Annotated in this window: 22 protein-coding genes; 11 read left to right on the top strand and 11 right to left on the bottom strand. The window is 70.7% G+C overall.

What is annotated here, in order from left to right:
- The first annotated feature begins 154 nt into the window (after window positions 1–154).
- Both ACMTAK_RS23285 and ACMTAK_RS23290 read left to right on the top strand, forming a co-directional pair.
- A complete protein-coding gene (locus ACMTAK_RS23285; protein WP_413807991.1) occupies window positions 155–580 on the top strand; it encodes a hypothetical protein in 426 nt (141 codons plus the stop codon).
- Entirely contained in the window at window positions 577–2,928 is a 2,352-nt protein-coding gene (locus ACMTAK_RS23290; RefSeq protein WP_413807992.1) for a tetratricopeptide repeat protein, read from the top strand. Before ACMTAK_RS23285 ends, ACMTAK_RS23290 begins: the two co-directional genes overlap by 4 nt.
- On the opposite strand, the gene ACMTAK_RS23295 is transcribed toward ACMTAK_RS23290, so the two are convergent.
- Window positions 2,925–3,149, bottom strand: coding sequence for a hypothetical protein (locus ACMTAK_RS23295; RefSeq protein WP_413807993.1), 225 nt, complete (start codon window positions 3,147–3,149; stop codon window positions 2,925–2,927). The genes ACMTAK_RS23290 and ACMTAK_RS23295 overlap by 4 nt on opposite strands.
- Window positions 3,146–3,580 carry an ATP-binding protein gene (locus ACMTAK_RS23300; RefSeq protein WP_413807994.1) on the bottom strand — a complete coding sequence of 145 codons (435 nt, stop codon included), beginning with the start codon at window positions 3,578–3,580 and terminating at the stop codon, window positions 3,146–3,148. Before ACMTAK_RS23300 ends, ACMTAK_RS23295 begins: the two co-directional genes overlap by 4 nt.
- A 181-nt stretch (window positions 3,581–3,761) precedes the next feature.
- On the opposite strand from ACMTAK_RS23300, the gene ACMTAK_RS23305 reads away from it, so the two are divergent.
- Both ACMTAK_RS23305 and ACMTAK_RS23310 read left to right on the top strand, forming a co-directional pair.
- Entirely contained in the window at window positions 3,762–4,649 is an 888-nt protein-coding gene (locus ACMTAK_RS23305; protein ID WP_413807995.1) for a helix-turn-helix domain-containing protein, read from the top strand.
- An 11-nt stretch (window positions 4,650–4,660) separates the two neighbouring features.
- Complete coding sequence (locus tag ACMTAK_RS23310; protein ID WP_413807996.1) at window positions 4,661–4,852, top strand: DUF397 domain-containing protein; 192 nt, start codon at window positions 4,661–4,663, stop codon at window positions 4,850–4,852.
- Window positions 4,853–5,446: 594 nt separating this feature from the next.
- On the opposite strand, the gene ACMTAK_RS23315 is transcribed toward ACMTAK_RS23310, so the two are convergent.
- Complete coding sequence (locus ACMTAK_RS23315) at window positions 5,447–6,553, bottom strand: methyltransferase domain-containing protein (RefSeq protein WP_413807997.1); 1,107 nt, start codon at window positions 6,551–6,553, stop codon at window positions 5,447–5,449.
- A 347-nt stretch (window positions 6,554–6,900) separates the two neighbouring features.
- On the opposite strand from ACMTAK_RS23315, the gene ACMTAK_RS23320 reads away from it, so the two are divergent.
- The 5 genes from ACMTAK_RS23320 (at window position 6,901) to ACMTAK_RS23340 (ending at window position 12,294) form a co-directional block, all read left to right on the top strand.
- Entirely contained in the window at window positions 6,901–8,034 is a 1,134-nt protein-coding gene (locus ACMTAK_RS23320) for an NADH:flavin oxidoreductase (protein WP_413807998.1), read from the top strand.
- Between the two features lie 111 nt (window positions 8,035–8,145).
- The gene (locus ACMTAK_RS23325) at window positions 8,146–8,406 is read left to right on the top strand and encodes an RNA recognition motif domain-containing protein (protein WP_020869496.1); all 261 of its coding nucleotides are present in this window, start codon (window positions 8,146–8,148) and stop codon (window positions 8,404–8,406) included.
- A 101-nt stretch (window positions 8,407–8,507) separates the two neighbouring features.
- Window positions 8,508–9,806, top strand: coding sequence for an LmeA family phospholipid-binding protein (locus ACMTAK_RS23330; protein WP_413807999.1), 1,299 nt, complete (start codon window positions 8,508–8,510; stop codon window positions 9,804–9,806).
- Window positions 9,807–10,091: 285 nt separating this feature from the next.
- Window positions 10,092–10,220 (top strand): hypothetical protein, encoded by a 129-nt coding sequence (locus ACMTAK_RS23335; protein ID WP_020869498.1) that lies wholly within the window; start codon window positions 10,092–10,094, stop codon window positions 10,218–10,220.
- A gap of 109 nt (window positions 10,221–10,329) precedes the next feature.
- Window positions 10,330–12,294 (top strand): ABC transporter ATP-binding protein, encoded by a 1,965-nt coding sequence (locus ACMTAK_RS23340; RefSeq protein ID WP_413812969.1) that lies wholly within the window; start codon window positions 10,330–10,332, stop codon window positions 12,292–12,294.
- 61 nt (window positions 12,295–12,355) lie between these two features.
- Here ACMTAK_RS23340 and ACMTAK_RS23345 read toward each other — a convergent pair whose 3' ends face one another.
- From ACMTAK_RS23345 to ACMTAK_RS23360, 4 genes are all read right to left on the bottom strand, one after another.
- Window positions 12,356–13,777, bottom strand: coding sequence for a HAMP domain-containing sensor histidine kinase (locus ACMTAK_RS23345; RefSeq protein ID WP_413808000.1), 1,422 nt, complete (start codon window positions 13,775–13,777; stop codon window positions 12,356–12,358).
- Window positions 13,774–14,514, bottom strand: a complete 741-nt coding sequence (locus ACMTAK_RS23350) for a response regulator transcription factor (protein ID WP_413808001.1) — start codon at window positions 14,512–14,514, stop codon at window positions 13,774–13,776. Before ACMTAK_RS23350 ends, ACMTAK_RS23345 begins: the two co-directional genes overlap by 4 nt.
- An 87-nt stretch (window positions 14,515–14,601) precedes the next feature.
- Window positions 14,602–15,729 (bottom strand): S1C family serine protease, encoded by a 1,128-nt coding sequence (locus ACMTAK_RS23355; protein ID WP_413808002.1) that lies wholly within the window; start codon window positions 15,727–15,729, stop codon window positions 14,602–14,604.
- A gap of 97 nt (window positions 15,730–15,826) precedes the next feature.
- The gene (locus ACMTAK_RS23360) at window positions 15,827–16,435 is read right to left on the bottom strand and encodes a TetR/AcrR family transcriptional regulator (protein WP_413808003.1); all 609 of its coding nucleotides are present in this window, start codon (window positions 16,433–16,435) and stop codon (window positions 15,827–15,829) included.
- Window positions 16,436–16,551: 116 nt separating this feature from the next.
- On the opposite strand from ACMTAK_RS23360, the gene ACMTAK_RS23365 reads away from it, so the two are divergent.
- Entirely contained in the window at window positions 16,552–17,265 is a 714-nt protein-coding gene (locus ACMTAK_RS23365; RefSeq protein ID WP_413808004.1) for an SDR family oxidoreductase, read from the top strand.
- Window positions 17,266–17,284: 19 nt separating this feature from the next.
- Here the strand turns inward: ACMTAK_RS23365 and ACMTAK_RS23370 are convergent, their stop codons facing one another.
- Together ACMTAK_RS23370 and ACMTAK_RS23375 are read right to left on the bottom strand one after the other, a co-directional pair.
- Window positions 17,285–18,307, bottom strand: coding sequence for a LacI family DNA-binding transcriptional regulator (locus ACMTAK_RS23370; RefSeq protein ID WP_413808005.1), 1,023 nt, complete (start codon window positions 18,305–18,307; stop codon window positions 17,285–17,287).
- A gap of 23 nt (window positions 18,308–18,330) precedes the next feature.
- Window positions 18,331–19,170, bottom strand: coding sequence for a response regulator transcription factor (locus ACMTAK_RS23375; protein WP_413808006.1), 840 nt, complete (start codon window positions 19,168–19,170; stop codon window positions 18,331–18,333).
- 327 nt (window positions 19,171–19,497) lie between these two features.
- Between ACMTAK_RS23375 and ACMTAK_RS23380 the strand changes: the two genes are divergently transcribed.
- Window positions 19,498–20,439, top strand: coding sequence for an alpha/beta hydrolase (locus ACMTAK_RS23380; RefSeq protein WP_413808007.1), 942 nt, complete (start codon window positions 19,498–19,500; stop codon window positions 20,437–20,439).
- A gap of 22 nt (window positions 20,440–20,461) precedes the next feature.
- Here the strand turns inward: ACMTAK_RS23380 and ACMTAK_RS23385 are convergent, their stop codons facing one another.
- Complete coding sequence (locus ACMTAK_RS23385) at window positions 20,462–22,420, bottom strand: ABC transporter ATP-binding protein (protein WP_413808008.1); 1,959 nt, start codon at window positions 22,418–22,420, stop codon at window positions 20,462–20,464.
- Window positions 22,417–24,159, bottom strand: coding sequence for an ABC transporter ATP-binding protein (locus ACMTAK_RS23390; protein WP_413808009.1), 1,743 nt, complete (start codon window positions 24,157–24,159; stop codon window positions 22,417–22,419). Before ACMTAK_RS23390 ends, ACMTAK_RS23385 begins: the two co-directional genes overlap by 4 nt.
- Window positions 24,160–24,168 lie beyond the last annotated feature (9 nt).

Raw genomic sequence — 24,168 nt, forward strand, 5'->3', positions numbered from 1 at the left:
CGAACGGCATGCCCATCCGACCCCTCCAACCACCAACCCGGCGAATCCAATGCGGTCACAGCACCAGGCGTACCGGCCGCCCGGCTGACCCCACCGGCCCCGCCACAACCGACGTATCGTGAAAGGCCGACTTCAGTACGGATGAGGGAGTGGGATGGAGCCGCAGCTGGCAGATCTCGCGCGGACGGCCGGGTCCACCGTGGTGGCTCTCATGGCCACCGATGCGTGGCAGCACGCGCGGGAGCGGATCGTCGCGTTATGGCGCCGGGCCCAGCCGGACCGCGCCGACGGAATCGACGGCGAACTCGAGACCACGCATGCAGACCTCCTGGCCGCGCATGACGCGGACGACGAACAGGCCCGGCACGAACTGGGCGAGGAGTGGGCGGGGCGCATGCGGCGGTTTCTCGCCGCACACCCGGAGGTCGTCGATGAGTTGCGCCGGATCCTGGACGAGTTGAGACCGGCCCTGCCGGGCAACGATCAGGCCATGAACACCACCATTCGTCTGCGCGCCGAGGCGTCCGGCAGCGGCCGGGTCTATCAGGCGGGCCGCGACCAGCACATCACCGAACGGTGAGCGGTCCGCCGCCCCCGTACACGGAGGGCCACGCCTCGGGGCAGGGCCGGGTCTTTCAGTCGACCGGCGACCAGCACATCACCGAACACCATCACCACTACGCGCCGGGCCCCGGCGCCTCCCTGTTCGCCGAGACGGCCGCCCCGTCGTCTCCGTCGCTCTCCGCCACCGGGATGGGCCCGGACTCCGTACGGATCCCGCTGGTCGGCCGGGCCCCGTCCGTCCTGCGCGACCGCGCGGACCTGATGCGGCGATTACGGACGGCCGTGGACGGCGACGGGGGACAGATCCACGTACTGCACGGCATGGGCGGCTGCGGCAAAACGACGGTGACCCATGCACTGTTCACCGAAGCCGTCCGCGACCAGTCCCGGATCGGATTGTGGGTCAACGCCTCGGAGCGGCTGTCCCTGCGCGCGGGCATGCTGGCCGTCGCGGCCGACCGGGGCGCGGGCCTCGGCGAACTGGCCGCCGCGCACAGCGGACAGCGCGCCGCCGCCGACCTCGTATGGCATCACCTGGACCGCTCCACGGAGCCCTGGCTCCTGGTGATCGACAACGCTGACGATCCGGCGATCCTGGAGGAAGGCGGCTGGTTACGCGCCAGCCCTCGCGGCACGGTGCTGGTCACCACGCGATACGCGACCTCACGCGCGTGGCGGGGCGCGTTCCTCCACCCCGTCGACGTGCTGCCGAGCGAGGACGCGGCCCAGGTCCTCTGTGACCTCGCGCCACACGCGGGCACTCCGGCGGCGGCCGAGCAGGTCGCCATCCGCCTCGGCTGCCTGCCGCTCGCCCTGACCCTCGCGGGTTCCTACCTGCACCACCAGCTCCTGGAGTCCTGGTCCATGGACGACTACCGAACCCGGCTCGAAGACGACCCGATCGGCCTCATCGACCAGGGAGCGGCCCTCGACTCCGGCCGCCCCGAATCCCGCCACCTGGTCAGCCGCACCTGGCAGCTGTCCCTGGACGCCCTCGCCGACCAGGGCTTACCTGAAGCAACCACGCTGCTGCGGCTGCTGTCCTGCTGGAGCGCGGACCCACTGCCGCTCGCCGTTCTGGCTCCGGCATCGCTGGGCGGAACGGACCTGATGGACAGCGCACGCGTCGAACCGGCGCTGCGCGGGCTGATCGACCACTCGCTGGCCACGATCGTCTCCGCGCCTCCGGGCGCGGACGGCGAACGGCCGGTGCGCTGCGTCCAGGTGCACGGGGTGCTCCTCGACAGCATCTCCTCGGGCATCCCCGCTGACCAGCGCGCTGCTCTCACCGAGGCTGCGGCGGCGCTGCTTGAGGCCGCACTTCCGGCGGAGGCCGGGGGTGGGAACGGGGACAGGGGCGGGTATGTGGCACTGCTGGTCCCGCACGCGGCGGGACTGCTGCGGCGCCTGGACGGTGATGCGGCGGAGCGGGTGGTGGATCTGGCCGTACGTCTCGCCGAACGCATCCACGAGACCGGTGACTACGCCGCCGCCCTGGCCTTGGCCCAGGAGGCCGCCGGGGCAGGGGAGCAGGTGCTGGGCGCTGAGCACCCTCTGACGTTGAGCGCACTCCAGCGCACGGGGCGCTCTCTGTTCCGGCTCGGTCGCATCGCGGAGTCGGAGGATGTACACAGCCGGGTGCTGCGCATACGTGAACGGGCCTTGGGCCCTGATCACCCCGACACGCTGGAGTCCTGCCACGGACTCCAGCAGCCGCTCTTCCGAATGGGACGACGGCCTGAAGCGCTGTCTTTGCTGCGTCGCGCGGCGAATGGGCTGCGGAGCGCTTTGGGCGTGGAGCATCCTAAGGCGCTGCGCAGTCGGGCGATGTTGATCGAAGAACTGGCCACATCTGGCAAAGGCGAGGAGTTCGCGCGCGTATCGCCCAAGATCGTCGTCGATTGCGAGCGGTACCTTGGCACGGATCACCCCATCTCCCTGTCCGCCCGGCACGCATACGCCTTTGGCGTCTCCCGACTCGGCGACCCCGAGGAAGCGGAACCGCATGTCCGCCGAGTCCTTGCAGATCGGGAACGCGTTCAGGGCTATACCCACCCCATGACGCTCGGCGTTGTCGTACTGCTCAGTCAGGTGCTTGCGAAGCGCGGGCGCTGGGACGAAGCGGTTGAACTGACCCGCCGAGCCATCGCTGGACGTGAGGAAGTGCTCCCAGCCGATAGCCCCGTTCTGGTGGAGAACTACAGCCAGTTGGCCGCCCATCTTGCTGGCGCGGGGCGGACGGCGGAAGCCGAAAGCACGGCGTGTACAGCCCTTCCGCTATGTGAGCGCATCCTCGGCCCCGATCACCCCGAGACACTTCGTGCTCGTCGGATTCTCGCGACGCGAGAACCAGGCGACGCTTAACCTCTCCGCTGCCGGCGGACCCGCTCGGCCTTCAGCAGGCGCTGGTACTCCGTGAGTACGCGCAGCAGCGCGAAGCCGGTGCCGAGGGGGACGGTGCCGAGTCCCAGTTGCGGTTGGTGGGGGTCGCCGAGGTCGGCCCGTATGTCGGGGAGCCGTACGCCGTGGGCGGCGAACTCGTCGCGGAGGGTCGCGGCGACTCGCTCGGCGGGGGTGGCGTTCATGCGGTGCTTTTCGTGTGTGCGGGCGGGACGTTGAACTCGAACCAGACCGCTTTGCCGGTGCCTTCGGCTGGTTCGTCGATGGTCATGCCGCAGACGTCGGAGAGGGCCGTGACCAGGAAGAGGCCGCGCCCGTTGGTCTCATCGGTCGCGGCTCGGCGGGGCGAGGGCAGTTCGGGGCTGTCGTCGTGGACGGTCACCCGGACGCGGTCGTGCTGGACGGTGGCGGCCATCCGTACGTCGCCTTTGCCATGGCGGTGGACGTTGGTGACTAACTCGGACGTGCAGAGGGCTGCCGCCTCGGCGAGTTGATCCAGTCCGGATGCGGTGAACACCCCGCGCACGAAGTCGCGGCACAGCCGGGGTGAGGTGGGGAGAGCGGGGGCGGAGAGGGTGTAGCGGTGTGGATGTTCCGGGTGTGCGTGTGCTCCCATGCGACGCCTCCGTGGCGCTTCGTGAACGGGCATCGTGCGGCCCAACACAGCTCCGCTGTGTGACTGCCACCACACACACGGTAGAGACAAGGGATGACAAGTTCAACCTGCTCGCGAGAATGAGTGGACCGGCCCACCCCCTGACGGCAGACTGTGGCCCACACCCTGAGGAGAGACCCCGTTGGCACTGCGAACCAACCCCACCGAGAGGCAGCGCCGCCTTGGCGCAGAGCTGCGAAGGTTGCGCGAGCAAGCCGGGTTGACGTTGCATGAGGCGGGCGCGCTCATCGACATGGGCCGTGTGCACCTGACGCATATCGAGGGCGGTCGCACGGCGATTCCGAGCGACCGACTGCGTCGTCTTTGCAAGGGCTACGGGTGCACAAGTGTGCCCTTCGTCGAGGCACTCGTCAGCCTCTCGGAAGACAAGGGCAAGGGCTGGTGGAGCGGCTACAAGGGCCGCCTCGTGCCGTCAGCGCTGGACTTGGCCGAGCTCGAGTCGCACGCCAATGAGCTCCACTCGTACGAGTCGCTGTTCATCCCGGGGCTGTTCCAGACCGAGGACTACACAGCCTCGATCTTCCGAGCGGACGACGAGGCCAACACGCCGGATCACGTCGGCACGGCGGTTGGCTTCCGCATGCAGCGGCAGGCGATCCTCCACGAGGAGAGTCCGCCAGAGATCCATGCGGTGATCCATGAGGCGGCACTGCACATGCGGTTCGGCGGGCCCAAGGTGATGCGGAAGCAACTACTACGCCTCATCGAGCTAGCTGGCCTGCCGCATGTGAGCATCCAGATCCTGCCGTTCGCCGCTGAGGGGGTCTCGACCCTGAGCACGCCATTCTTCATGCTCACCTCGCACGGCCGAGCACTTGAGACGGTACTGCTGGAAAGCCCTGGCCAGTCATCGTTCCTGCACGACGAGCCCTCGATCACGAAGTATCAGCGGCAGTTCCAACGCCTGAGCACAGCGGCGCTGCCGCCCGTCGATGTGACGGTCGCTCCGTTCGCTCACGACTCGCGGGATTCGCTCGGCCTGATCCAGCACGTCCTGTACACGCTCTAGGAAGGGCGGTCATGTCCCAGCTCAATTGGCGAAAGTCCACGTTCAGCGAGAACCAGGCCAACTGCGTGGAACTCGCCGTCGTCACCGACGGCATCCGCATACGCGAGAGCGACCAGCCGGACGCGGTGATCCGTACGACGCCCGCCGCGCTCGGCGTCCTCATACGTGCCATAAAGACTGGCCGCCTCGACCGCACCCTCTGAGCGCGGGCCGGATGTCAGGCGCGGGTATCGTCTCGCGCGCTTCGCGCGATTGAGCAGCGGGGCAGGGGGCCGGGGCGCAGGGCGCGTTGCCGGCCGCCGGGCCGGTGGGGGCCCGCGCCGTGACGGCAATCGCACCCGGGGGGCCGATGCCGATCCGGAGCGCGGCCCAGTGGGGCGACCCCTCCGGGTACCCCCTCCGAAAACACTTGATCTGAAGCAACTACCTTGTCAAGGGTTTTCGGGAGAGGTACCCCCTGCGGCGTCGAGGGCGACGGTGGACCGTCCAGGCACGGCTGACGGGTGGTCCAGCGTCGCAGTGGATGCGGAGTCCGGCGGTCCGGCGACGGACCTCGCCCCCTGCACACGGATGCCGCCACCGGCGGTCGCTCCCACTGGCCCGGCGGCCGGCAACGCGACCCGCGCCCCCGCCCCCTGCCCCGCTGCTCAATCGCGCGAAGCGCGCGAGACGGCGCCGCACCCGACCCATGCGCCGCACCCGACCGATGCGGCACCCCCGGCGGAGGCGGCCCGGCGGGCGAGCGGGACGGCTCCCGGCGAGCGGGACGGCTCCCGGCGGGCGGGGCGGTGCTCCGGCTACGCGGCGGGCAGGGGCCACGCAGCCGAGGGATCGCCGAGCCACACCCAGTGGCCGTCGGCCATGACCGTCAGCCCGAAGTCGAACAGCTCCGGCCGCCCCGCGCCCTCCCACCAGGTGAGGGCCTCGGCGGTCTCGTCGGCCAGGTCGCGCGGACCCCACTGGCGCACCGCGCCATCCGTCGCGTAGGCCCACGAGTCCCGGGTGCACCACCAGTGATCGCCGTCCTGCGGCCAGTGCGCCACGTCGGCGAGCCTCAGCCCCACCGCGAACTCGGCGTGCGGGTCGGCGAGCGCCGTGACGTCCAGATCGGTCTTGCTCTCGCGGCTCTCCTCCCAGGCCTCTGTGGAGAAGACGGCATCGATGCGCGGACGCGCGCGCTGGCCACGCACCGTCATGAACGTCACGGCGCCCGCGAACCGGCCCTCGGCGCGGCCGTCCGAGACGGTCAGCCGGGCGAGGCCGTGCGAGCAGAACGCGGTCCGGAAGGGGGCCAGGATCAGGCCGCCGGGCACCATCTGCTCCACCCACGCCCAGGGGATCGACGCCACCGAGGCCGTCGCCACCAGCCGGTCGTACGGCGCGCCGCTGCGCCAGCCCTGCTCGCCATCCGCTTCGAGCACCGTCACCCCGCCGTACCCGGCCCGGTGCAGCGCGCCCCGTGCGCCGTCGGCCACGTCTGAATCGATCTCCAGGGTGGTCACCCGCCCGGCGCCTGCCCGCTCGGCCAACAGCGCCGCGTTGTACCCGGTGCCCGCCCCGATCTCCAGCACCCGATGCCCCGGTCGCAGGTCCAGCTCGGCGAGCATGGTCACCACGGCGGCCGGTGCCGAGATGGAGCTGGTGGGAACATCGCCGCCGCCGGGGGCCGGGGCCCCGTCGTCCACCTGGGTGGCAATGGCCTGCACGGGGTCGTACGCCATGCGGGCCCACCGGTCCGGGTCGTCCTCTCGGCGGAGCGGCCGGTACGCGCCGTTGTCCACCACCCATACGGTGCCGGGGACGAACTCGTGTCGCGGGACGGCCTCGAACGCGCGCCGTACCCACGGCTCGGTGATGTCGAGCGTCTCGGCCGCCCGCGCGTGAAGCCCTTCCAGGCCGGTCACTTGCGGTGAGTCCCACCGCCCGGCCTGGAGACATCCGGGTGCTGTCCGTCCGAGTCCCGCGGGCTCGGCTGCTTCGGCTGCGGGTTCGGTGTGGGTGGCTTGCCGTGCGTTCCCATGTCGGGCCCCTCGCATCGTTGGTCGAACAACCAGTGTGGGCTTCGCCCGTTGAGGGGCAGTAGAGCGCGTACGCACCAACCGGGGGCAGACGGTGCCGACATGCGCCTGCTCCCCGGCAAGGGTTGGCCGGAGGGGGCCTCCGGTACTTGCTTCTGACGTTGACGTCAGGTTTTAGCTTGGCCGGGCCGCGCGATCCGCGTGGCGATGACGTCCGGTCAAGGAGTATCCACGTGTCCATAAGCAGGAGTGCCGAGCGCGCGGCCCAGGTTCTGTCCCGCCCGTTCACCGTGGGTGGGCTCACCGTGCGCAATCGGATCGCCATGGCGCCGATGACCCGCATGTTCTCGCCCGGGGGCGTGCCCAATGCCGATGTCGTGGCGTACTACGCGCGCCGGGCCGCCGCCGGGGTGGGGCTGATCATCACCGAGGGGACCTACGTCAACCACCCCTCGGCGGGGCTGAGCGACAGCGTGCCGCGCTTCTACGGGGAGGACGCCCTGGCCGGGTGGACCGAGGTCGTGAAGCAGGTGCATCTCGCGGGTGGGCGGATCGCGCCGCAGATCTGGCATGTGGGGGTTTCGCGGGAGGAAGGGGCACCCCCGTACCCCGAGGCGCCCGTGCTGAGCCCGTCCGGTGTCGGGCTGGACGGGCGGCCGGTGGGGCAGGCGATGACGCAGGGCGACGTGGACGCGGTGATCGCCGCCTTCGCCGACGCGGCCGCCGCCGCGGAGCGGATCGGTTTTGACGGGGTCGAACTCCACGGGGCGCATGGGTACTTGATCGATCAGTTCCTGTGGGGCGCCACGAACCGCCGTACCGACGCCTACGGCGGCGACCCGGCGTCCCGGGTCCGCTTCGCGGCCGAGCTGGTGGCGGCCTGCCGTAAGGCCGTCTCCGCCGAGTTCCCGATCATCTTCCGTACCTCGCAGTGGAAGCAGGACCATTACGACGTGCGCATGGCTGAGACCCCGCAGGAGCTGGAGGCGCTGCTCACGCCGCTGGCGGAGGCGGGGGTGGATGTCTTCCACGCGTCCAACCGGCGCTACTGGACGCCGGAGTTCGAGGGCTCGGACCTGAACCTCGCGGGCTGGACGAAGAAGCTCACCGGGAAGCCGACGATCACGGTCGGTTCGGTCGGCCTCAACCAGGACTTCCTGCCGACATTCGTGCCCGGGACCGGCAGCGGGCCGGTTCAGGTGGCGGACATCGAGAATCTGCTGGACCGGCTGGAGCGGGACGAGTTCGATCTCGTGGCCATCGGGCGGGCCCTGCTCGCCGACCCCGAGTGGGCCGAGAAGGTGCTGACCGGACGCGCGGACGCGCTCGTGCCGTACTCCGTGGAACAGCTCGGCACGCTGTACTGAGCCGCATGGGATGACCGGTTCAGCCCATGCGATTGGCCGGTTTCGTACCTCACTGAGAAGATTGAACCGGTTCGCTCCTCTGGGAACCACGGAGAACAAGGAGAGCCGGTCATGTCCAAACGACTGCATGTGGGCAACTTGAGCTATCAGACGACGACACGGGACCTGGCGACCCTGTTCGGGCAGTTCGGCGAGGTGCTGGACGCTACCGTGATCACCGACCGGGAGAGCGGCCGCTCGCGGGGGTTCGGGTTCGTGGAGATGGACGAGGTGGCCGCGGAGAAGGCGATGGCCCAGCTCGACGGCTGCGAGATGGACGGCAGGGCGGTGACGGTCACCGAGGCGCGGGCGGTCTCACGTGGCACGCGCTGAGAAACGGCACGTGTACGGAAGGCAAAAACGGAACGTGCCGTTCGCCACGTATCGCCGCTAGGGCTTGCGGGCTGGGCAGTGTGCCGTGGTGGTATTGATTGATGCGATCCCCCACACGCATACCTTCACCCCAGTCCTCGTATCCTCACAGCGGTTCACCTGGCGTTCACTACCGGAACCCCTACGAGGAACTCGGCGAGCTGGCCGACCCGTACGATCCGGACGACCCGCTGGGCCTCGGCCTGACGTCGGACGATGACGACGACGCCGACCTCGGCGGGCGCAGAGACAAGCCGGCCGCCTCGGGCTCCGGGGACGACGACGCGCGGTGGTCACCGCCCAACCACCGCCGCTCGTCCCGGCGTCGGCGCGGCCGCTTCCGGGCGGTGCCGCGCACCGCGAAGGCGCTGATCGGGCTGGTCGTGCTGGCGCTGCTGCTGGTGCTGGGCGACCGCTTCGCGGTGATGTACGCCGAACGCAAGGCCGAGCAGGAGCTCCAGAAGAAGCTGAATCTGGCCACGGCACCGAACGTGACCATCCACGGCTTCCCGTTCCTCACCCAGGTGCTGGGCAAGGACCTCCAGCAGGTCGACATCGCCGTGCCGGACGTGGCGGCCGACCGGGTCTCGCTCGCCGAAGTGCGCGCCCAGGCCCAGGACATCCGGATCGTGGGGGATCTGCCCAGCTCCTTCAGGGGCGCGACGGTGGGCCGGATGAAGGGCGATGTGCTGCTGTCCTTCGAAGATCTCAGCCGTGAACTGGGCGCCTCCCAGGTGCGGTTCCGGGCCCTGGGGCCCAGCTCGGTGCGCGCGGACGGGAAGCTGCCGGTCGCGGGCCAGCAGGTGTCGCTGCACGCCCAGGCACATATCGGACGCCAGGGAGACCGTGGGATCTCCACCAGCGTCACCGATATGCGGCTGGACATCCCCGGGATCGCCACCTACCGGCCCGGCCCCGAGCCGCGCCCCGGGCTGTATCTGCACAAGAAGGCGGCCAAGCAGATCAGCGAGGACTCCGAGAAGGCGCGGGCGCTGCTGTCGATCCCCTCGGTGGCGGAGAAGCTCGGGGTGTCGCCGGTGGAGGCGGGGCAGGCGCTGAACGACGAGCGGAGGCTGGACGAGATCACGGACTCGCCGCGGTTCGTCCCCGCGCTGCTCGCGGTCAACCTCGTCCAGGCGGCCAACGACCATCCCCAGCTGGCCAGGAAGCTCGGCATCGACCCGACGGTGGCGGCGGCGCTGGCGCGGATAAAGGTGCCGGAGCTGACAAACAAGCTGGAGCTCTCCTTCCAGCTGCCCGAAAAGGCCAAGGGCATCCGGTTGGCGAACATCGGCGTGTCCCCGGAGGGGATTCGGGCCGACCTGACCGGTGCGGGGCTGAATTTCGGAAAGACCCGCTAAAACCGGCTGAACTCACCGGACACGCTCTCGTGAAAGGGGCTGGCGGCCGTGCGCCACCAGCCCCTTTCCCATGCCCACATAGGCCCCCTGGGCAGGCGCTTCGTGCGAGACGCGGCAGGCCACCGCGTGGTTCCACCTTCCGCGTAAACATTCCTTGAGACCGTTCTGGGCAAACGCACAGCTCAGTCCGATCTCCCTCACGGATATCGCTCCTAATGTCTTCCGTGTCGAAGCCGAACGGCTCCGGCAAAGGAAAAGAAACAGCGAATTCCGAAAGGCACCATCATGAGCTTCCACAAGATCGTCCCGGTCAAGCCCGCCCGCAAGGCCGAGCCGAAGAAGAAGCACCACGCCCCGAAGCCGGCCCCGAAGAAGGGCCCGAAGAAGCCCCACCGCCGCCCCATCGGCGGCTGACCCACACACGAGAGGCGGGTCCGCGGCAGCGCGCCGCGGGCCCGCCTCGGCCTTGTCCGGAGCCGAGCGGGAGAGACCGACCGTGACCCCATACGAAGACCAGCCCACCATGCAGCTGCGCGCGCTCGGGTCCGACCCCGCGGCCACCGGCCTGGGACGGCATCGGCGCCTCGGGCGGCCGCGTCCTTACGGCCGTCATCAGCCGAAGGCCGCCCCGCGGTTTCCCGAGGAGTACCCGCCCGTGGACGCGGGGGACGGCGAGCCCGGCGGCGAGGGGGCCGCTCCACGGCTGGCCGCGCGACAGGCGTTCCGCCGGTTCTGGCCCCTCACCAGGGGCGACCGGCGCCGGCTCGTGCTCATCTGCGCCTGTGTCATCGCCGCGGCGCTCGCCGAGACCGCCGCGATCCTCCTCTTCTCCGATCTGACCGACAACGCCCTGCGGCAGGGCTCGCTCAGCGCCTTCTGGGTCCCCGCCGCGCAGTGGCTCGTGGTCGCGGTGCTCGGCGCGGGCGTCGGCTATATGGGCAACTCGCTCGCCGTATGGACCGCGGAACGGTTCGTACTGCGGCTGCGTGCCCGGGTCTTCGCACATGTGCAGGATCTGCCGCCGCACTTCTTCCAGCGCCACCGCCAGGGTGATCTGGTCGAGCGGCTCACCGGGGACGTGGAGTCCATCGAGCAGATGGTGGTCTCCGGGGTGGTGAGCACGGTCTCCGCCGTCTTCAGCACCGTGTTCTTCTCCGTGGCGGCCTTCCGGCTGCGCTGGGACCTGGCGCTGGTCACCTTCGTCCTGGCGCCGCTCTTCTGGCTGGCCGCGCGGCGCTTCTCGGGGCGGATCAGCTCGGTCGCGCGGGACGAGCGGGTCGCCGACGGCGCGATCACCTCCGTCGTCGAGGAGTCGCTCGGCAACGTCGTGCTGACGCAGGCGTACCACCGTAAGGACGCCGAGGAGCGGCGGCTGGACCGGGAGGCGGGGGCATGGCTGCGGGCGTCGGTGGCCGGTGCCCGGATGAGCGAGCTGTACGAGCAGTTGGTCGAGGTCATCGAGACGCTGTGCGTGCTCGCCGTGATCGGGCTCGGCGCCTGGGAGATCTCCCAGGACCGGATGACCATCGGCCGGCTGCTGGCCTTCGCCGCCTTCCTCGGCTACCTCTACCCGCCGATCCGCAACCTCGGACAGCTCGGTCTCACCCTTACGGCCGCCACCGCGGGCGCCGAGCGGCTGGCGGAGATCCTCGACGCCGAGCCCGCCGTGAGCGATCCGCCGCCGGGGGCCGCGATGGCGCCGTGGCGGGTGCACGGCACGGTGGAGTTCGACGGTGTCGGCTTCCGCTACCCCGGGGGCGACCGGCGCACTCTGGCCGGGGTCTCGTTCACCGCCCGGCCGGGTGAGTTCGTGCTGATCACCGGGGCGAGCGGGGCGGGCAAGTCCACCGTCTCCAAGCTGCTGACCCGCTTCTACGACCCGGCGGAGGGGTTCGTACGGCTCGACGGCGTACCGCTGTACGCGATGCCGCTGGGTTTTCTGCGGACGCATGTGACGCTGCTGCCGCAGGAGACCCTGATCCTGCACGACACCATCCGCGAGAACATCGCCTGCGGCCGCCCCGGGGCCACCGAGCACGAGATCGTCCGGGCGGCGCGGGACGCCGCCGCGCACGACTTCATCGCGGCACTGCCCGAGGGATACGACACCCGGATCGACCCGCATACGGCGCGGCTGTCCGGCGGGCAGCTCCAACGCATCGCCATCGCCCGCGCGATGCTGCGCGACGCGCCCGTCCTCGTCCTGGACGAGCCCACCACGGGGCTGGACGCGCCGGCCGCGCGGCGGGTGGTGCGGCCGCTGCGGCGGCTGATGTCCGGCCGCACCACGATCCTGATCACCCACGATCTGAACCTGGCACCGGACGCGGACCGCATCCTGGTGCTGGACCACGGGCGGGTCGTGGAGACGGGCACACATCACGAACTGCTGGCGCTGGGCGGGGCGTACGCGCGGCTGCACGGCTCCGGGGACGGCTCGCTGACCGAGACGGGCCCGCGGCCGACGCTCCGGCTCGGGCCGCTGTGAGGGAGGCGCCCCGACGGGGGGCCGGGCAGCCCGGAACGGGCTGAGCCGGATCGAGCCGCGCTCAGCCGAGGTCGATCCCCGGCGGAGCCGTAGGCGCGCCCGGGAGTCTGAGCCAGGCGACCGTGCCGGCGCCCGGGGCCGGTTCCAGCCCCACCTGGCCGCCCGACTGCTGGACCGTACGGGCCACGATCGACAGCCCGAGGCCCGAGCCGGGCATGCTGCGGGCGGACGGGGAGCGCCAGAAGCGCTCGAAGACATGCGGCAGTTCCTCGGCGGGGATGCCGGGGCCGTGGTCGCGCACCCGTACCTCTCCGCTTCTGAGGACGACGTCGATCACACCACCCGAAGGGCTGAACTTCACGGCGTTGTCGAGCAGATTGACCAGCGCCCGCTCCAGGGCGGTCGCCTCGCCGCGGACGTACCAGGGCTCGATCGAGGCGTTGATCGTGAGATGGGCGCCGCGCAGCCGGGCCCGCTCCAGGGCCGTCCGCACCACCTCGTGCAGGGCGACCACCTGCGGGGGCCCGCTGCCGGGCAGCGCGTCGGGGCGGGACAGCTCCTGAAGATCGCCGATCAGCGCCGCCAGCTCGGTCATCTGCGCCTTGACGCTCCCCATGAGCGCCTTACGGTCGGCGGGCGGCAGCGCGCGGCCGGTCTCCTCGCTGCGCGCGAGCAGCTCGATATTGGTCCGCAGCGAGGTCAGCGGGGTGCGCAGCTCATGCCCTGCGTCCGCGATCAGCTGCTGCTGACGGTCGCGGGAGGAGGCGAGCGCCGCCGTCATGGAGTTGAACGACCGGGACAGCCGGGCGATCTCGTCATCGCCCTCAGTCGGGATACGCACGGCCAGATCCTCGGTGCGGGCCACATGCTCGACCGCCTCGGTCAGCCGGTCCACGGGCTTGAGCCCGGTCCTGGCGATCCACAGGCCCGCCGCTCCCGCGCCCACGACGCCCACCCCGGCGACGAGGGCCAGGACGAGCGCGAGCGTGCCCAGCGGATGCGCGACCTCGCTCAGCGGGCGCGCCATGGAGACGGCGATCCCGCGCGGCAGCGGGCTGCCGGGGCCGGAGGCCGGCCGGTAGGTGAACACCCGCATGTCCTCGCCGCCCGCGCCCGTCGCGTCATGCAGCGCGCTCGGCCGCTCCCCGACGGCCACGGCCACATCGGCGGTGGTCACCGGCAGCTTGGTCGCCCCGGGCTGGGTGCAGCGGCTCCCGTCGGCGAGCACGATCTGCACGGAGTACGAGCCGAGGGCGTGCGGGGTGCGGTCGTCGGCGCCGTCGGGGCTCTGGCACGCCTCCAGGATGCTCAGCACATTGCGCTCGTCCACCGTGACGTTGCGCAGGGACGAGTCGAGTTGGGCGCTGAGCTGCTCCCGGACGATCAGCCAGGACGCGAACGCGGACACCGCCACCGCGACCGCGACCGCCATGGCGGTCAGCAGGGCCAGCCGCGAGCGCAGCGGCAGTCTGCGGAATCTCACGAGGGCTCGCCCTCCGCGGGCCGCAGGACGTACCCCACCCCGCGTACGGTGTGCACGAGCCGCGGCTCGCCGCCCGCCTCGGTCTTACGGCGCAGATACATCACGTACACGTCCAGCGAGTTGGACGACGGCTCGAAGTCGAAGCCCCACACCGCCTTGAGGATCTGCTCACGGGTGAGCACCTGGCGCGGATGCGCCAGGAACATCTCCAGCAGGGTGAACTCGGTCCGGGTCAGCTCGACGCGGCGCGCGCCCCGGACGACCTCGCGGGTCGTCAGGTCCATCCGCAGATCGCCGAAGGCCAGCACGTCCCCCTCGGGCAGCGCAGCGCCCTGCTGGGCGGCGTAGGAGCTGCGACGGAGCAGGGCGCGGATGCGGGCCAGCAGTTCGTCCAGTTCGAAGGGTTTGACGAGGTAGTCGTCGGCGCCCGCGTCGAGTCCGGTGACCCGGTCGCCGACCGTGTCCCGCGCGGTGAGCATGAGGATCGGCAGCGTCACCCCGGTGGCGCGCAGCCGCCGCGCGGCGGTCAGCCCGTCCATCCGGGGCATCAGCACGTCGAGCACGATCAGCTCGGGGTCGTAGGAGCCGACCTTGCCCAGCGCGTCCAGTCCGTCCACGGCGGTCTCGGTCGCGTAGCCCTCGAAGACGAGGCTGCGCTGAAGGGCTTCCCGGACGGCCGGCTCGTCGTCGACGATCAGGATGCGGGCCGGCTGGTCGCCGTGGTCGGCGGGGCTCATGGGTCGGTTTCCTCAAAGCGGGTGACGGTGGGGCGGGGAGGTGGCCGCGGCGGGCTGTGCGGCGCTGCTGCCAGCCTCGCACGTCCATCAGGTGTTGCTGTCGCTTCCGCCCGCGCGCAGGGAGGCGAGATCGGACTTGACGGTGTTGACCGGGATCGAGAAGCCGAGGCCGACGCTGCCCGCGCTGCTGGAGCTCTGGCCCGAGGCCGCGGAGTACATCGCGGAGTTGATGCCGATGACCTGGCCGCTCATGTTGATCAGCGCGCCGCCGGAGTTGCCGGGGTTGAGCGAGGCATCGGTCTGGATGGCCTTGTAGGTGGTGGTCGAGGAGCCGACGTCGCCGTTGTACCGGCCGCCGCCGAACTCGAACGGCCACTGCCCGCCGCCGCCCGGCCCCTGACCGCCCTGGCCCTGGCCCTGGTCCGTGGAAACGGTGACATCACGGTCGAGCGCGGAGACGATGCCGCTGGTGACGGTGCCGGTGAGGCCCTCCGGCGAGCCGATGGCCACGACCTGGTCGCCCACCGTGACCTTGCTGGAGTCGCCGAGGGACGCGGCCTTCAGCCCGCTCGCGCCCTCCACCTTGATCAGGGCGAGGTCCTTCTTGCTGTCGGTGCCGACGACCGTCGCGGTCTTCTTGCTGCCGTCGCTGAAGGTCACCTTGATCGCGTCGGCGCCGGAGACCACGTGGTTGTTGGTGATGATCTCGCCGCCGCTGGTGATGACCACGCCGGACCCGGTGGACTGACCGCTGGTGCCGCTGGCGCTGACCTCCACGATGCTGGGGCTGACGGCCGCCGCGACGGCCGAAACCCCGCTGCGGCTGGTGGAGTTGGCGTTGACCACGGGGGTGGAGACCGTGGTGTCGGACTTCTGGGTGGCGTTGGTGACCAGCGCGGCCGCCCCGCCGCCCACGAGCGCCGAGACCGCCGCCACGGCCGCGATCAGCGCGACCGGCCGCGAGACCCGCGCCCTGCGCCGCCCCCCGCCCCCGTGCGCCCCCTCACTCGCGAACGCGCCGCCGCCCTCCCCCGTACCGCTCCCGCCACTGCCACTGCCACTGCCACTGCCGTCACCCGGCCATACGGTGACCCCGGACGGCGTGGTGACCGGCTGCTGAGGCTGATACGCGGGCGGATCGGGATACCCCTCGCCACCGCCGTACGCGTAGGGATAGGGCTCGTCTGCGCCGCTGCGGCGTGTGCTGTCCGTCATGTCTATGACTGTGCGGCCGGAGTATGAGAGTCCCGTGAGTGCCCGCTGAGAACCCCACCAGAAGTCGGTATGCCCGACATAAGGATGTCGCCGCGGGTCAGCCGCGCACCGCGGCCAGGCACTCGTCGTACAGGTCCAGGATGTCGCCCTTACCGTCGTTGTCGACCCACGCCATCGATGCGGCGTCCAGGCATGCGAACGCCGTCGCGATCACCGCGCGGGCCCTCGGATCCGCACTGCCGACAGCGGCGCCCATGCGCGCCTCGACGAGCGGCAGCAGCTCCTCCTGGAACCGCAGCCGCTTCTCGAGCCAACCAGCGCGCAGCGACGCGGTGTTGTGCAGGAGACGGAACCGCTCCAGGGCCTGTTCGCGGCCGTCGTGCAGGGCCAGTACGGCGGCGACCCCCGCGCGCAGGGCCTCCCACACACCGGCTTCGGCGGGCTGTTCGCCGATCGCGTCCGTCAGGACTTGCCCGAACCGGCCCTGGTCGCCACCGAGAAGGTCTTCCTTGGTGCCGAAGTAGCGGAAGAGGGTGCGCTGGGAGACACCGGCCTCCCGGGCGATCTGGGCGATGGTCGTCTCGTCGTAGCCCTGCTCGGTGAACAGGCGCAGAGCCGTCCCGAGGATCTCCTGGGAGGCCAGCTGCCGGGTCCGGTCCCACAGCGTGGCCGGCGCGCCCGTCGCCGTCTTGCCTTCCTGCTTCATGCCACCAGGTTAGCCCAGCACTGCCAGTCTGACACTCACATTACTTCTGGCAGCCTCTGCCAAGCTGGCGTACGCTGCCAATGAATGTCTCCCAGGAACACGCAAAGGACCGCATCATGTCCGCACCCGCAGCTCTGATCACCGGTGGAACCAGCGGCATCGGTAAGGCGACCGCTGAACTGCTCCACTCCCGCGGCTATCGCGTCATGGTCACCGGCGTCGGCAATGTCGCCAACGCCGGACTTCCCGAAGACGTCATGGTCGTCCGGGCCGACGCACGGTCCCTGCCGGACCTCGACCATGCGATGGACCGGGCGCGCCGCCGATTCGGCTCCCTCGACCTGCTCTTCCTCAACGCGGGCATCTCCCGTCCCGGCCCGCTCGAGTCAACCGACGAAGACGCCTTCGACGCCCTGTTCGACATCAACGTCAAGGGCACCTTCTTCACCCTGCAAAAGGCCCTCCCGCTCCTCAACGAGGGGGCCTCGGTCGTGTTCACCGTGGGCGCCGGCGAAGGGATCGGAGCCGCCATGACGGCCGCCAAGGGCGCTCTGCTGCCCCTCATGCGGTCCCTCGCGCTCGAACTCGCCCCCCGCCGCATCCGCGTCAACGCCATCAGCCCGGGAATGATCGACACCCCCGCCTACAGCAAGTTGGGTGTCTCCCGGGAAATGATCGACTCCTGGGCCCGGGACGTCCCGCTCGGCCGCGTCGGCGCTCCCGCCGACATCGCCGAAGCCGTGGCCTTCCTCGCCTCGGACGCCGCCGGCTACATCACCGGCGACAACCTCACCGTCTCCGGCGGCATAGGTGTCCATGCCCGCCCCTGACGAGCAGTGGCGCCAAGGGCTATGCGCAGCCGCAGGAGTGGCGGACCACCAGGGCCGAGGGGAACTGCTTGACGCGTTCGCGGCGGGAGCCGGAGAGGCGGACGCCGTCGTCCAGGACGAGGTCGACCGCGGCGCGCGCCATCGCGGGGCGGTCGGAGCCGACCGTGGTCAGCGGAGGGTCGGTGAGGTGGGCTTCCTTCACGTCGTCGAAACCGGCCACCGCCAGCTCCCCGGGGACGTCGATCCGCAGCTCACGCGCCGCACGCAGCACCCCGAACGCCTGGTCGTCGGTGGCGCAGAAGATGGCCGGGGGCCGGTCGGGACCGGCGAGCAGATCGAGCGCGACCTTATAGGCGTCGTACCGGTTGTAAGGAGCCTGGAAGAGCCGCCCGTCGGTCGGCCGCCCGGCCTCGCGCATCGCGCGGCGCCAGCCCTCCACGTGGTCGGTGACCGGGTCGCCGACGGTCGGGGTTATCTCGGTGCCGCCGAGGCAGGCCACATAGCCATGGCCGTGCTCCAGCAGATGCCGCACCGCGAGCTGCGCGCCCCCGACGTCGTCCAGCACCACCGCCACATCGTCGATCGCCTCGGGCCGCTCGTGCAGCAGCACCACCCGGGCGTCCCAGGCCTCGATCTCGGCCGCCGCGTTCTCGCTCGGGCCCTGGCTGATGAGGATCAGCCCGGACACCCGCATCCCCAGGAAGGCGCGCAGATAGTGCACCTCGCGCTCGTCCAGGTAGTCCGAGTTGCCGACCAGCACCATCTTTCCGCGCTCGGCGGCCGCCTGCTCGACGGCGTGCGCCATCTCCGCGAAGAACGGCTGCCGGGCGTCCGGAACGATCAGCCCTATGAGATCGGTCCGGCGGCTCGCCATCGCCTGTGCGACCCGGTCCGGCCGGTAGCCGAGCTCCTTGATCGCGGCGAGCACCCGCTCGCGCGTGGCCGGGGCGACCGGCCGGGGTCCGTTATTGATGACGTAACTGACGACCGCGGTCGACGTTCCCGCAAGCCTTGCCACATCATCCCGCGTCACCTTGGCCACGCGCGAAGTCTACGCGGGTCCAGCTAGCCGTTGGCCGGTCGTGCGGCAGCGGTCCTCGCCGCGGAGCCGGCAGAGCCCGCGGAGCCCGAGGAGTCGGCCGCGCCGTCGGGTTGCCCGCCACGCGCCGCGCCGCCCGCTCCGGCGTCCCGCGCCGCCGCCTTGGCCCGGGCCTCCTCCGCGGCGCGCTCCACCTTCTCCGGCGCGACGAACCGGTAGCCCACGTTCCGCACCGTGCCGATCAGGGACTCGTGCTCCGGGCCCAGTTTGGCGCGCAGCCGCCGGACGTGGACGTCCACGGTGCGGGTGCCGCCGAAGTAGTCGTAGCCCCAGACCTCCTGGAGCAGCTGCGCCCGGGTGAAGACCCGGCCCGGATGCTGGGCGAGGTACTTCAGCAGCTCGAACTCCTTGAATGTGAGATCGAGCACACGCCCCTTGAGCTTGGCGCTGTAGGTGGCCTCGTCGACCGACAGATCGCCGTTGCGGATCTCCATCGGGCTGTCGTCGGTGGTGATCTGCTGACGGCCCATGGCCAGCCGCAGCCGGGCCTCGACCTCCGCCGGGCCCGCGGTGTCCAGCAGGACGTCGTCGATGCCCCAGTCGGCGGTGACGGCGGCGAGCCCGCCCTCGGTCACCACCAGGATCAGCGGACACCCGGGGCCGGTGGACCGCAGCAGCTGACACAGGCTGCGCACCTGTGGCAGATCGCGGCGGCCGTCGATCAGGATGACGTCGGCGCCCGGGGTGTCCACCAGGGCCGGGCCTTCGGCGGGGGCCACCCGCACGCTGTGCAGCAGCAGGCCGAGGGCGGGGAGCACCTCCGTCGAGGGCTGAAGTGCGTTGGTCAGCAGCAGGAGGGAACTCATCGTCCATCACCTGCCCTGGCCGTCTTCTCGAGGTTGTGCACGCTTCGCTCGCCCATTACGTCGGTTCCTCCTCGGTCCCTTGCGAGAGGGGCACCTCCCGGGCCGTGCCCGGGGGAGTCTGCGGCTACTACTTCGTACGGTCACGCTCCGCGCCCTTGGAGCGACGGTGCGCTCAAACGCGCACTGTCGCTCTGAAAGCACAAAAGGACCCGGGGGCTACGTTGCCCGGATCCTCTTCACGACAGAATAACCCACATGACATGCGCTGGAGAGGCTCAATCTGCTCCCCGTTGTCCTTCCACGGTCACCGCGGGGGAGCAACGGGCCATGCTGCTGACCGATGACGGGGTCTCGATCGAGGCGCGCTACGCACCTTCCCCGGAGGGCGGCGCCGAACCCTACGACCACCTCGCGCTGGTGGTCGGGCACGGCTTCTCCGGTGCCCTGGAGCGCCCCGCGCTACGGCGGGTGGCATTGGCGTTTCACCAGCGTACGGCCGTGATCACGTTCTCGTTCCGGGGCCATGGACGGTCCGGCGGACGGTCCACGGTCGGCGATCGCGAGGTGCTGGACCTGGCCGCCGCGGTGCGCTGGGCGCGCCGGCTCGGACATCGGCGGGTGGCCACGGTCGGCTTCTCGATGGGCGGCTCGGTGGTGATCCGGCAGGCGGCGCTGTACCGGAAGGCCGATGTAATCCAGCCGTTGCAAGACGTACACCAGGGGGAGCGCACGGGGCGCTCAGCGGGGCGCACGGACGGCGTACTCGGGACCCCCGGGGACGTACTCGAGACGCCCGGGGACGTACTCGGGACGCCCCGGGACGTACTCGGGACCCCCGGGGAGGTGACCGACGCGTCCGCCGGGTCGGCCGACGGCGCCGCCCCCGATGCCGTGGTCGCCGTGAGCTCACCCGCCCGCTGGTACTACCGGGGCACCGCGCCCATGCGGCGGCTCCACTGGGCGATCACCCGGCCGACGGGGCGGCTGGTCTCCCGCTACGGCCTGCGCACCCGGATCGACCCCCGCGGCTGGGCCGTGGATCCGCTGTCCCCGGTGGCCGCGGCGCCGCTGATCGCGCCGACGCCGCTGCTGATCGTGCACGGCGACCGGGACCCGTACTTCCCGCTGGACCATCCGCGGATGCTGGCGTCGGCGGCGGACCCGTCCACCTCGGAGCTGTGGATCGAGCCGGGCTACGGCCACGCCGAGACCGCCGCCTCCCCCGACCTGCTGACCCGCATCGCCGACTGGGCCGCGGCCCACGCCTGAAACCGTTCCCCCAGCGGCTCGCCTATTCGGTTTCCGCCACCGGCTCGGCGAACTGGGACGCGTAGAGCCGCGCGTACGCGCCCCCGGCGGCGAGCAGCGCGTCGTGCGAGCCCTGCTCCACGATCCGCCCCGACTCCATCACCAGGATCACGTCCGCGTCCCGGATGGTCGACAGCCGGTGGGCGATCACAAAGCTCGTACGGCCGCTGCGCAGCGAGGCCATCGCCCGCTGGATGAGGACCTCGGTACGGGTGTCGACCGAGCTGGTGGCCTCGTCCAGCACCAGGATCGACGGCTCGGAGAGAAACGCCCGCGCGATCGTGATCAGCTGCTTCTCACCGGCGCTGACGTTGGCGCCCTCTTCGTCGATCACCGTGTCGTAGCCGTCCGGCAGCATCCGTACGAAGCGGTCCACATAGGTGGCCTCCGCCGCCGCCACGATCCTCTCGGAGCTCGCCCCCTCCGCCCCGTACGCGATGTTCTCGGCGATCGTCCCGCCGAACAGCCAGGTGTCCTGGAGCACCATCCCGATGTGGGAGCGCAGCTCCTCCCGTGACATCTCGGCGATGTCCACCCCGTCCAGCGTGATCCGCCCGCCGCTGACCTCGTAGAACCGCATCAGCAGATTGACCAGCGTGGTCTTCCCGGCGCCGGTCGGCCCGACGATGGCCACGGTCTGGCCCGGCCGCACCGACAGCGACAGACCCTCGATGAGCGGCGTGTCCGGCTGGTAGCGGAAGGAGACCTCCTCGAACGCGACCTGCCCGCGCACCGCCTCCGGCCGCCGCGCGTCCACCGGCTCCCCGCTCTGCTCCGGCGCGTCCAGCAGCTCGAAGACCCGCTCGGCGGAGGCCACGCCCGACTGCACCATGTTGGCCATGGAGGCCACCTGGGTGAGCGGCTGGCTGAACTGCCGGGAGTACTGGACGAACGCCTGGACATCGCCGATCGACAGCGCGCCGGAGGCCACCCGGAGCCCGCCGACCACGGCCACCAGCACATAGTTGAGGTTTCCGATGAACATCATCGACGGCTGGATCAGGCCGGAGATGAACTGGGCCCGGAAGCCCGCCCCGTAGAGCTTGTCGTTCTGCTCCCGGAACGCCTGCGCGGACTCCTTCTCCCGCCCGAAGACCTTCACCAGCGCATGGCCGGTGTACATCTCCTCGATATGGGCGTTGAGCTTGCCCGTGGTCTTCCACTGGGCGATGAACTGCGGCTGCGCGCGCTTGCCGATGCGCGTCGTCACCCACACCGAGACCGGGACGGTGATCAGCGCCACCAGCGCCAGCAGCGGCGAGATCCAGAACATCATCGACAGCACGCCCACGATCGTCAGCAGCGAGGCCATGATCTGGCTGAGGGTCTGCTGGAGCGTCTGCTGGATGTTGTCGATGTCGTTGGTGGCGCGGGAGAGCACCTCGCCGCGCGACTGCTTGTCGAAGTACGCCAGCGGCAGCCGCGCCAGCTTGTGCTCCACGTCCTCGCGCAGCCGGAAGACCGCGCGCTGGACGACGACGGTCGCCACCCGCGCCTGGAACAGGTTGAGGACCGAGGCGGCCACGTACAGCGCCGTGACCCACAGCAGCACGGTGCCGATCGCATGGAAGTCGATGCCCTGTCCGGGGGTGACGTCCATGGACGCGACCATGTCGGCGACCGTGCCCTGGTCCTTGTCGCGCAGCCACTGGACGGCCCGCTCCTTGCTGACGCCGTCGGGCAGTTGCCGTCCGACGATGCCCGCGAAGATCAGGTCGGTGGCCTCTCCGAGGATCTTCGGACCCACCACCGAAAGACCGATGCTGACCGTGCCCAGCGCGAGCACCAGCAGCGCGATACCGCGCTCGGGGCGGAGCCGGGCCAGCAGCCGGCGGCTGGAGCCGCGGAAGTCCATGGACCGCTCGGTGGGCTGCCCGCCCATGAAGCGGCCGGGCCCGGCGGCGGGCGCCGGACCCCTGCGGGGCGCCGAAGTGCCGCTCATGCCGCCTCCTCCTCGGTGAGCTGGGAGAGCACGATCTCGCGATAGGTCTCGTTGCCGGCCATCAGCTCACCGTGGGTGCCGGCGCCGACGATCCGCCCCGCGTCGAGGACCACGATCAGATCGGCGCCCCGGATCGTGGACACCCGCTGGGCGACGATGACCACCGTCGCGTTGTCCGTCTCCTCCGCGAGTGCCGCCCGCAGCCGGGCGTCGGTGGCGTAGTCGAGTGCGGAGAAGGAGTCGTCGAAGAGGTAGACGGACGGCTTGCGGACCAGGGCGCGGGCGATCGCCAGCCGCTGCCGCTGGCCGCCGGACACATTGGTTCCGCCCTGGGCGATCGGGGCGTCCAGACCGCCCTCCATGGCCGCCACGAACTCCCGTGCCTGGGCGGTCTCCAGGGCCCGCCACAGCTCCTCGTCGGTGGCGTCGGGATCGCCGTACCGCAGGTTTGAGGCGACGGTGCCGGCGAACAGGTACGGCTTCTGCGGGACCAGCCCTATGGTCCGGGTCATCACCTCGGGGGCGAGGTCGCGCACATCCACCCCGTCGAGGTGGACGCTGCCGTCGGTCGCGTCGAACAGCCGCGGCACCAGCCCGAGCAGGGTCGACTTGCCGCTGCCGGTGGAGCCGATGACGGCGGTGGTCCGGCCGGGCCGGGCGGTCAGCGAAACGTCGCGCAGCACGGGCGCGTCGGCGCCGGGGTAGCGGAACTCCACGCCCCGCAGCTCCAGCAGCCCCCGTCCGGCGTCGGCGGGCGCGGGCGCGACGGGCATCAGCGGCGGTACGACACTGGTCCCGGTGTCCAGCACCTCCTGGACGCGCTCGGCACACACCTCGGCTCTCGGCACCATCATGAACATGAAGGTGGCCATCATCACGGACGACAGGATCTGCATCAGATAGCTGAGGAACGCGGTCAGCGCGCCGATCTGCATCCCGCCGCTGTCGATGCGGTGCCCGCCGAACCAGACGACGGCCACGCTGGAGACGTTCACCACCAGCATCACGGCCGGGAACATCAGCGACATCAGCCGCCCGGCACGCAGCGAGACATCCATCAGCCCGGTGTTGGCGTCGGTGAAGCGGTCGCGCTCATGGGTGTCGCGGACGAAGGCGCGGATGACCCGGATCCCGGTGATCTGTTCGCGCAGCACCCGGTTGACGGTGTCGATGCGCTCCTGGACGTCGCGGAACAGCGGCCGCATCCGGCGGACTATGAGCGTGACCACGAGGCCCAGGGCCGGAACGATGAGCAGGAGCAGCCCGGACAGCGGCACGTCCTCGTTGAGCGCCATGACCACGCCGCCGACGCACATGATCGGCGCCGAGACCATCAGTGTGAAGGCCATCAGGCACAGCATCTGCACCTGCTGGACGTCGTTGGTGGTGCGGGTGATCAGGGACGGCGCCCCGAAGTGGCCCATCTCCCGGGCGGAGAAGGACTGCACCCGGTCGAAGACGGCGGCGCGTACGTCGCGGCCGAGCGCCATGGCGGTGCGGGCGCTGAAGTAGACGGCTCCCGCGGCGCACACGATCTGGACGAGCGTGACGGCGATCATCAGCCCGCCGACACGGAGGATGTAGCCGGTGTCGCCCTTCACCACTCCGCTGTCGATGATGTCCGCGTTCAGTGCGGGCAGGTAGAGCGTGGCGAGGGTCTGCACCAGCTGCAATAAGACGATCAGCGTGATCGTTCGGGTATAGGGCCTCAGATACGCCCTTATCAGTCGTACCAGCACACGAAAACC

This window comes from Streptomyces lacaronensis, from assembly GCF_047337785.1.
Taxonomy (GTDB): Bacteria; Actinomycetota; Actinomycetes; order Streptomycetales; family Streptomycetaceae; genus Streptomyces; species Streptomyces lycopersici.

Bases quoted from the DNA above. Each gene is read 5' to 3' on its own strand.
- ACMTAK_RS23325 (WP_020869496.1), top strand. From the start codon at position 8,146: ATGTCCAAACGACTGCATGTGGGCAACTTGAGCTATCAGACGACGACA.
- ACMTAK_RS23335 (WP_020869498.1), top strand. From the start codon at position 10,092: ATGAGCTTCCACAAGATCGTCCCGGTCAAGCCCGCCCGCAAGGCCGAG.
- ACMTAK_RS23285 (WP_413807991.1), top strand. From the start codon at position 155: ATGGAGCCGCAGCTGGCAGATCTCGCGCGGACGGCCGGGTCCACCGTG.
- ACMTAK_RS23300 (WP_413807994.1), bottom strand. From the start codon at position 3,580: ATGGGAGCACACGCACACCCGGAACATCCACACCGCTACACCCTCTCC.
- ACMTAK_RS23385 (WP_413808008.1), bottom strand. From the start codon at position 22,420: ATGAGCGGCACTTCGGCGCCCCGCAGGGGTCCGGCGCCCGCCGCCGGG.
- ACMTAK_RS23330 (WP_413807999.1), top strand. From the start codon at position 8,508: ATGCGATCCCCCACACGCATACCTTCACCCCAGTCCTCGTATCCTCAC.
- ACMTAK_RS23360 (WP_413808003.1), bottom strand. From the start codon at position 16,435: ATGAAGCAGGAAGGCAAGACGGCGACGGGCGCGCCGGCCACGCTGTGG.
- ACMTAK_RS23310 (WP_413807996.1), top strand. From the start codon at position 4,661: ATGTCCCAGCTCAATTGGCGAAAGTCCACGTTCAGCGAGAACCAGGCC.
- ACMTAK_RS23350 (WP_413808001.1), bottom strand. From the start codon at position 14,514: ATGAGCCCCGCCGACCACGGCGACCAGCCGGCCCGCATCCTGATCGTC.
- ACMTAK_RS23295 (WP_413807993.1), bottom strand. From the start codon at position 3,149: ATGAACGCCACCCCCGCCGAGCGAGTCGCCGCGACCCTCCGCGACGAG.
- ACMTAK_RS23340 (WP_413812969.1), top strand. From the start codon at position 10,330: ATGCAGCTGCGCGCGCTCGGGTCCGACCCCGCGGCCACCGGCCTGGGA.
- ACMTAK_RS23355 (WP_413808002.1), bottom strand. From the start codon at position 15,729: ATGACGGACAGCACACGCCGCAGCGGCGCAGACGAGCCCTATCCCTAC.
- ACMTAK_RS23375 (WP_413808006.1), bottom strand. From the start codon at position 19,170: ATGAGTTCCCTCCTGCTGCTGACCAACGCACTTCAGCCCTCGACGGAG.
- ACMTAK_RS23365 (WP_413808004.1), top strand. From the start codon at position 16,552: ATGTCCGCACCCGCAGCTCTGATCACCGGTGGAACCAGCGGCATCGGT.
- ACMTAK_RS23380 (WP_413808007.1), top strand. From the start codon at position 19,498: ATGCTGCTGACCGATGACGGGGTCTCGATCGAGGCGCGCTACGCACCT.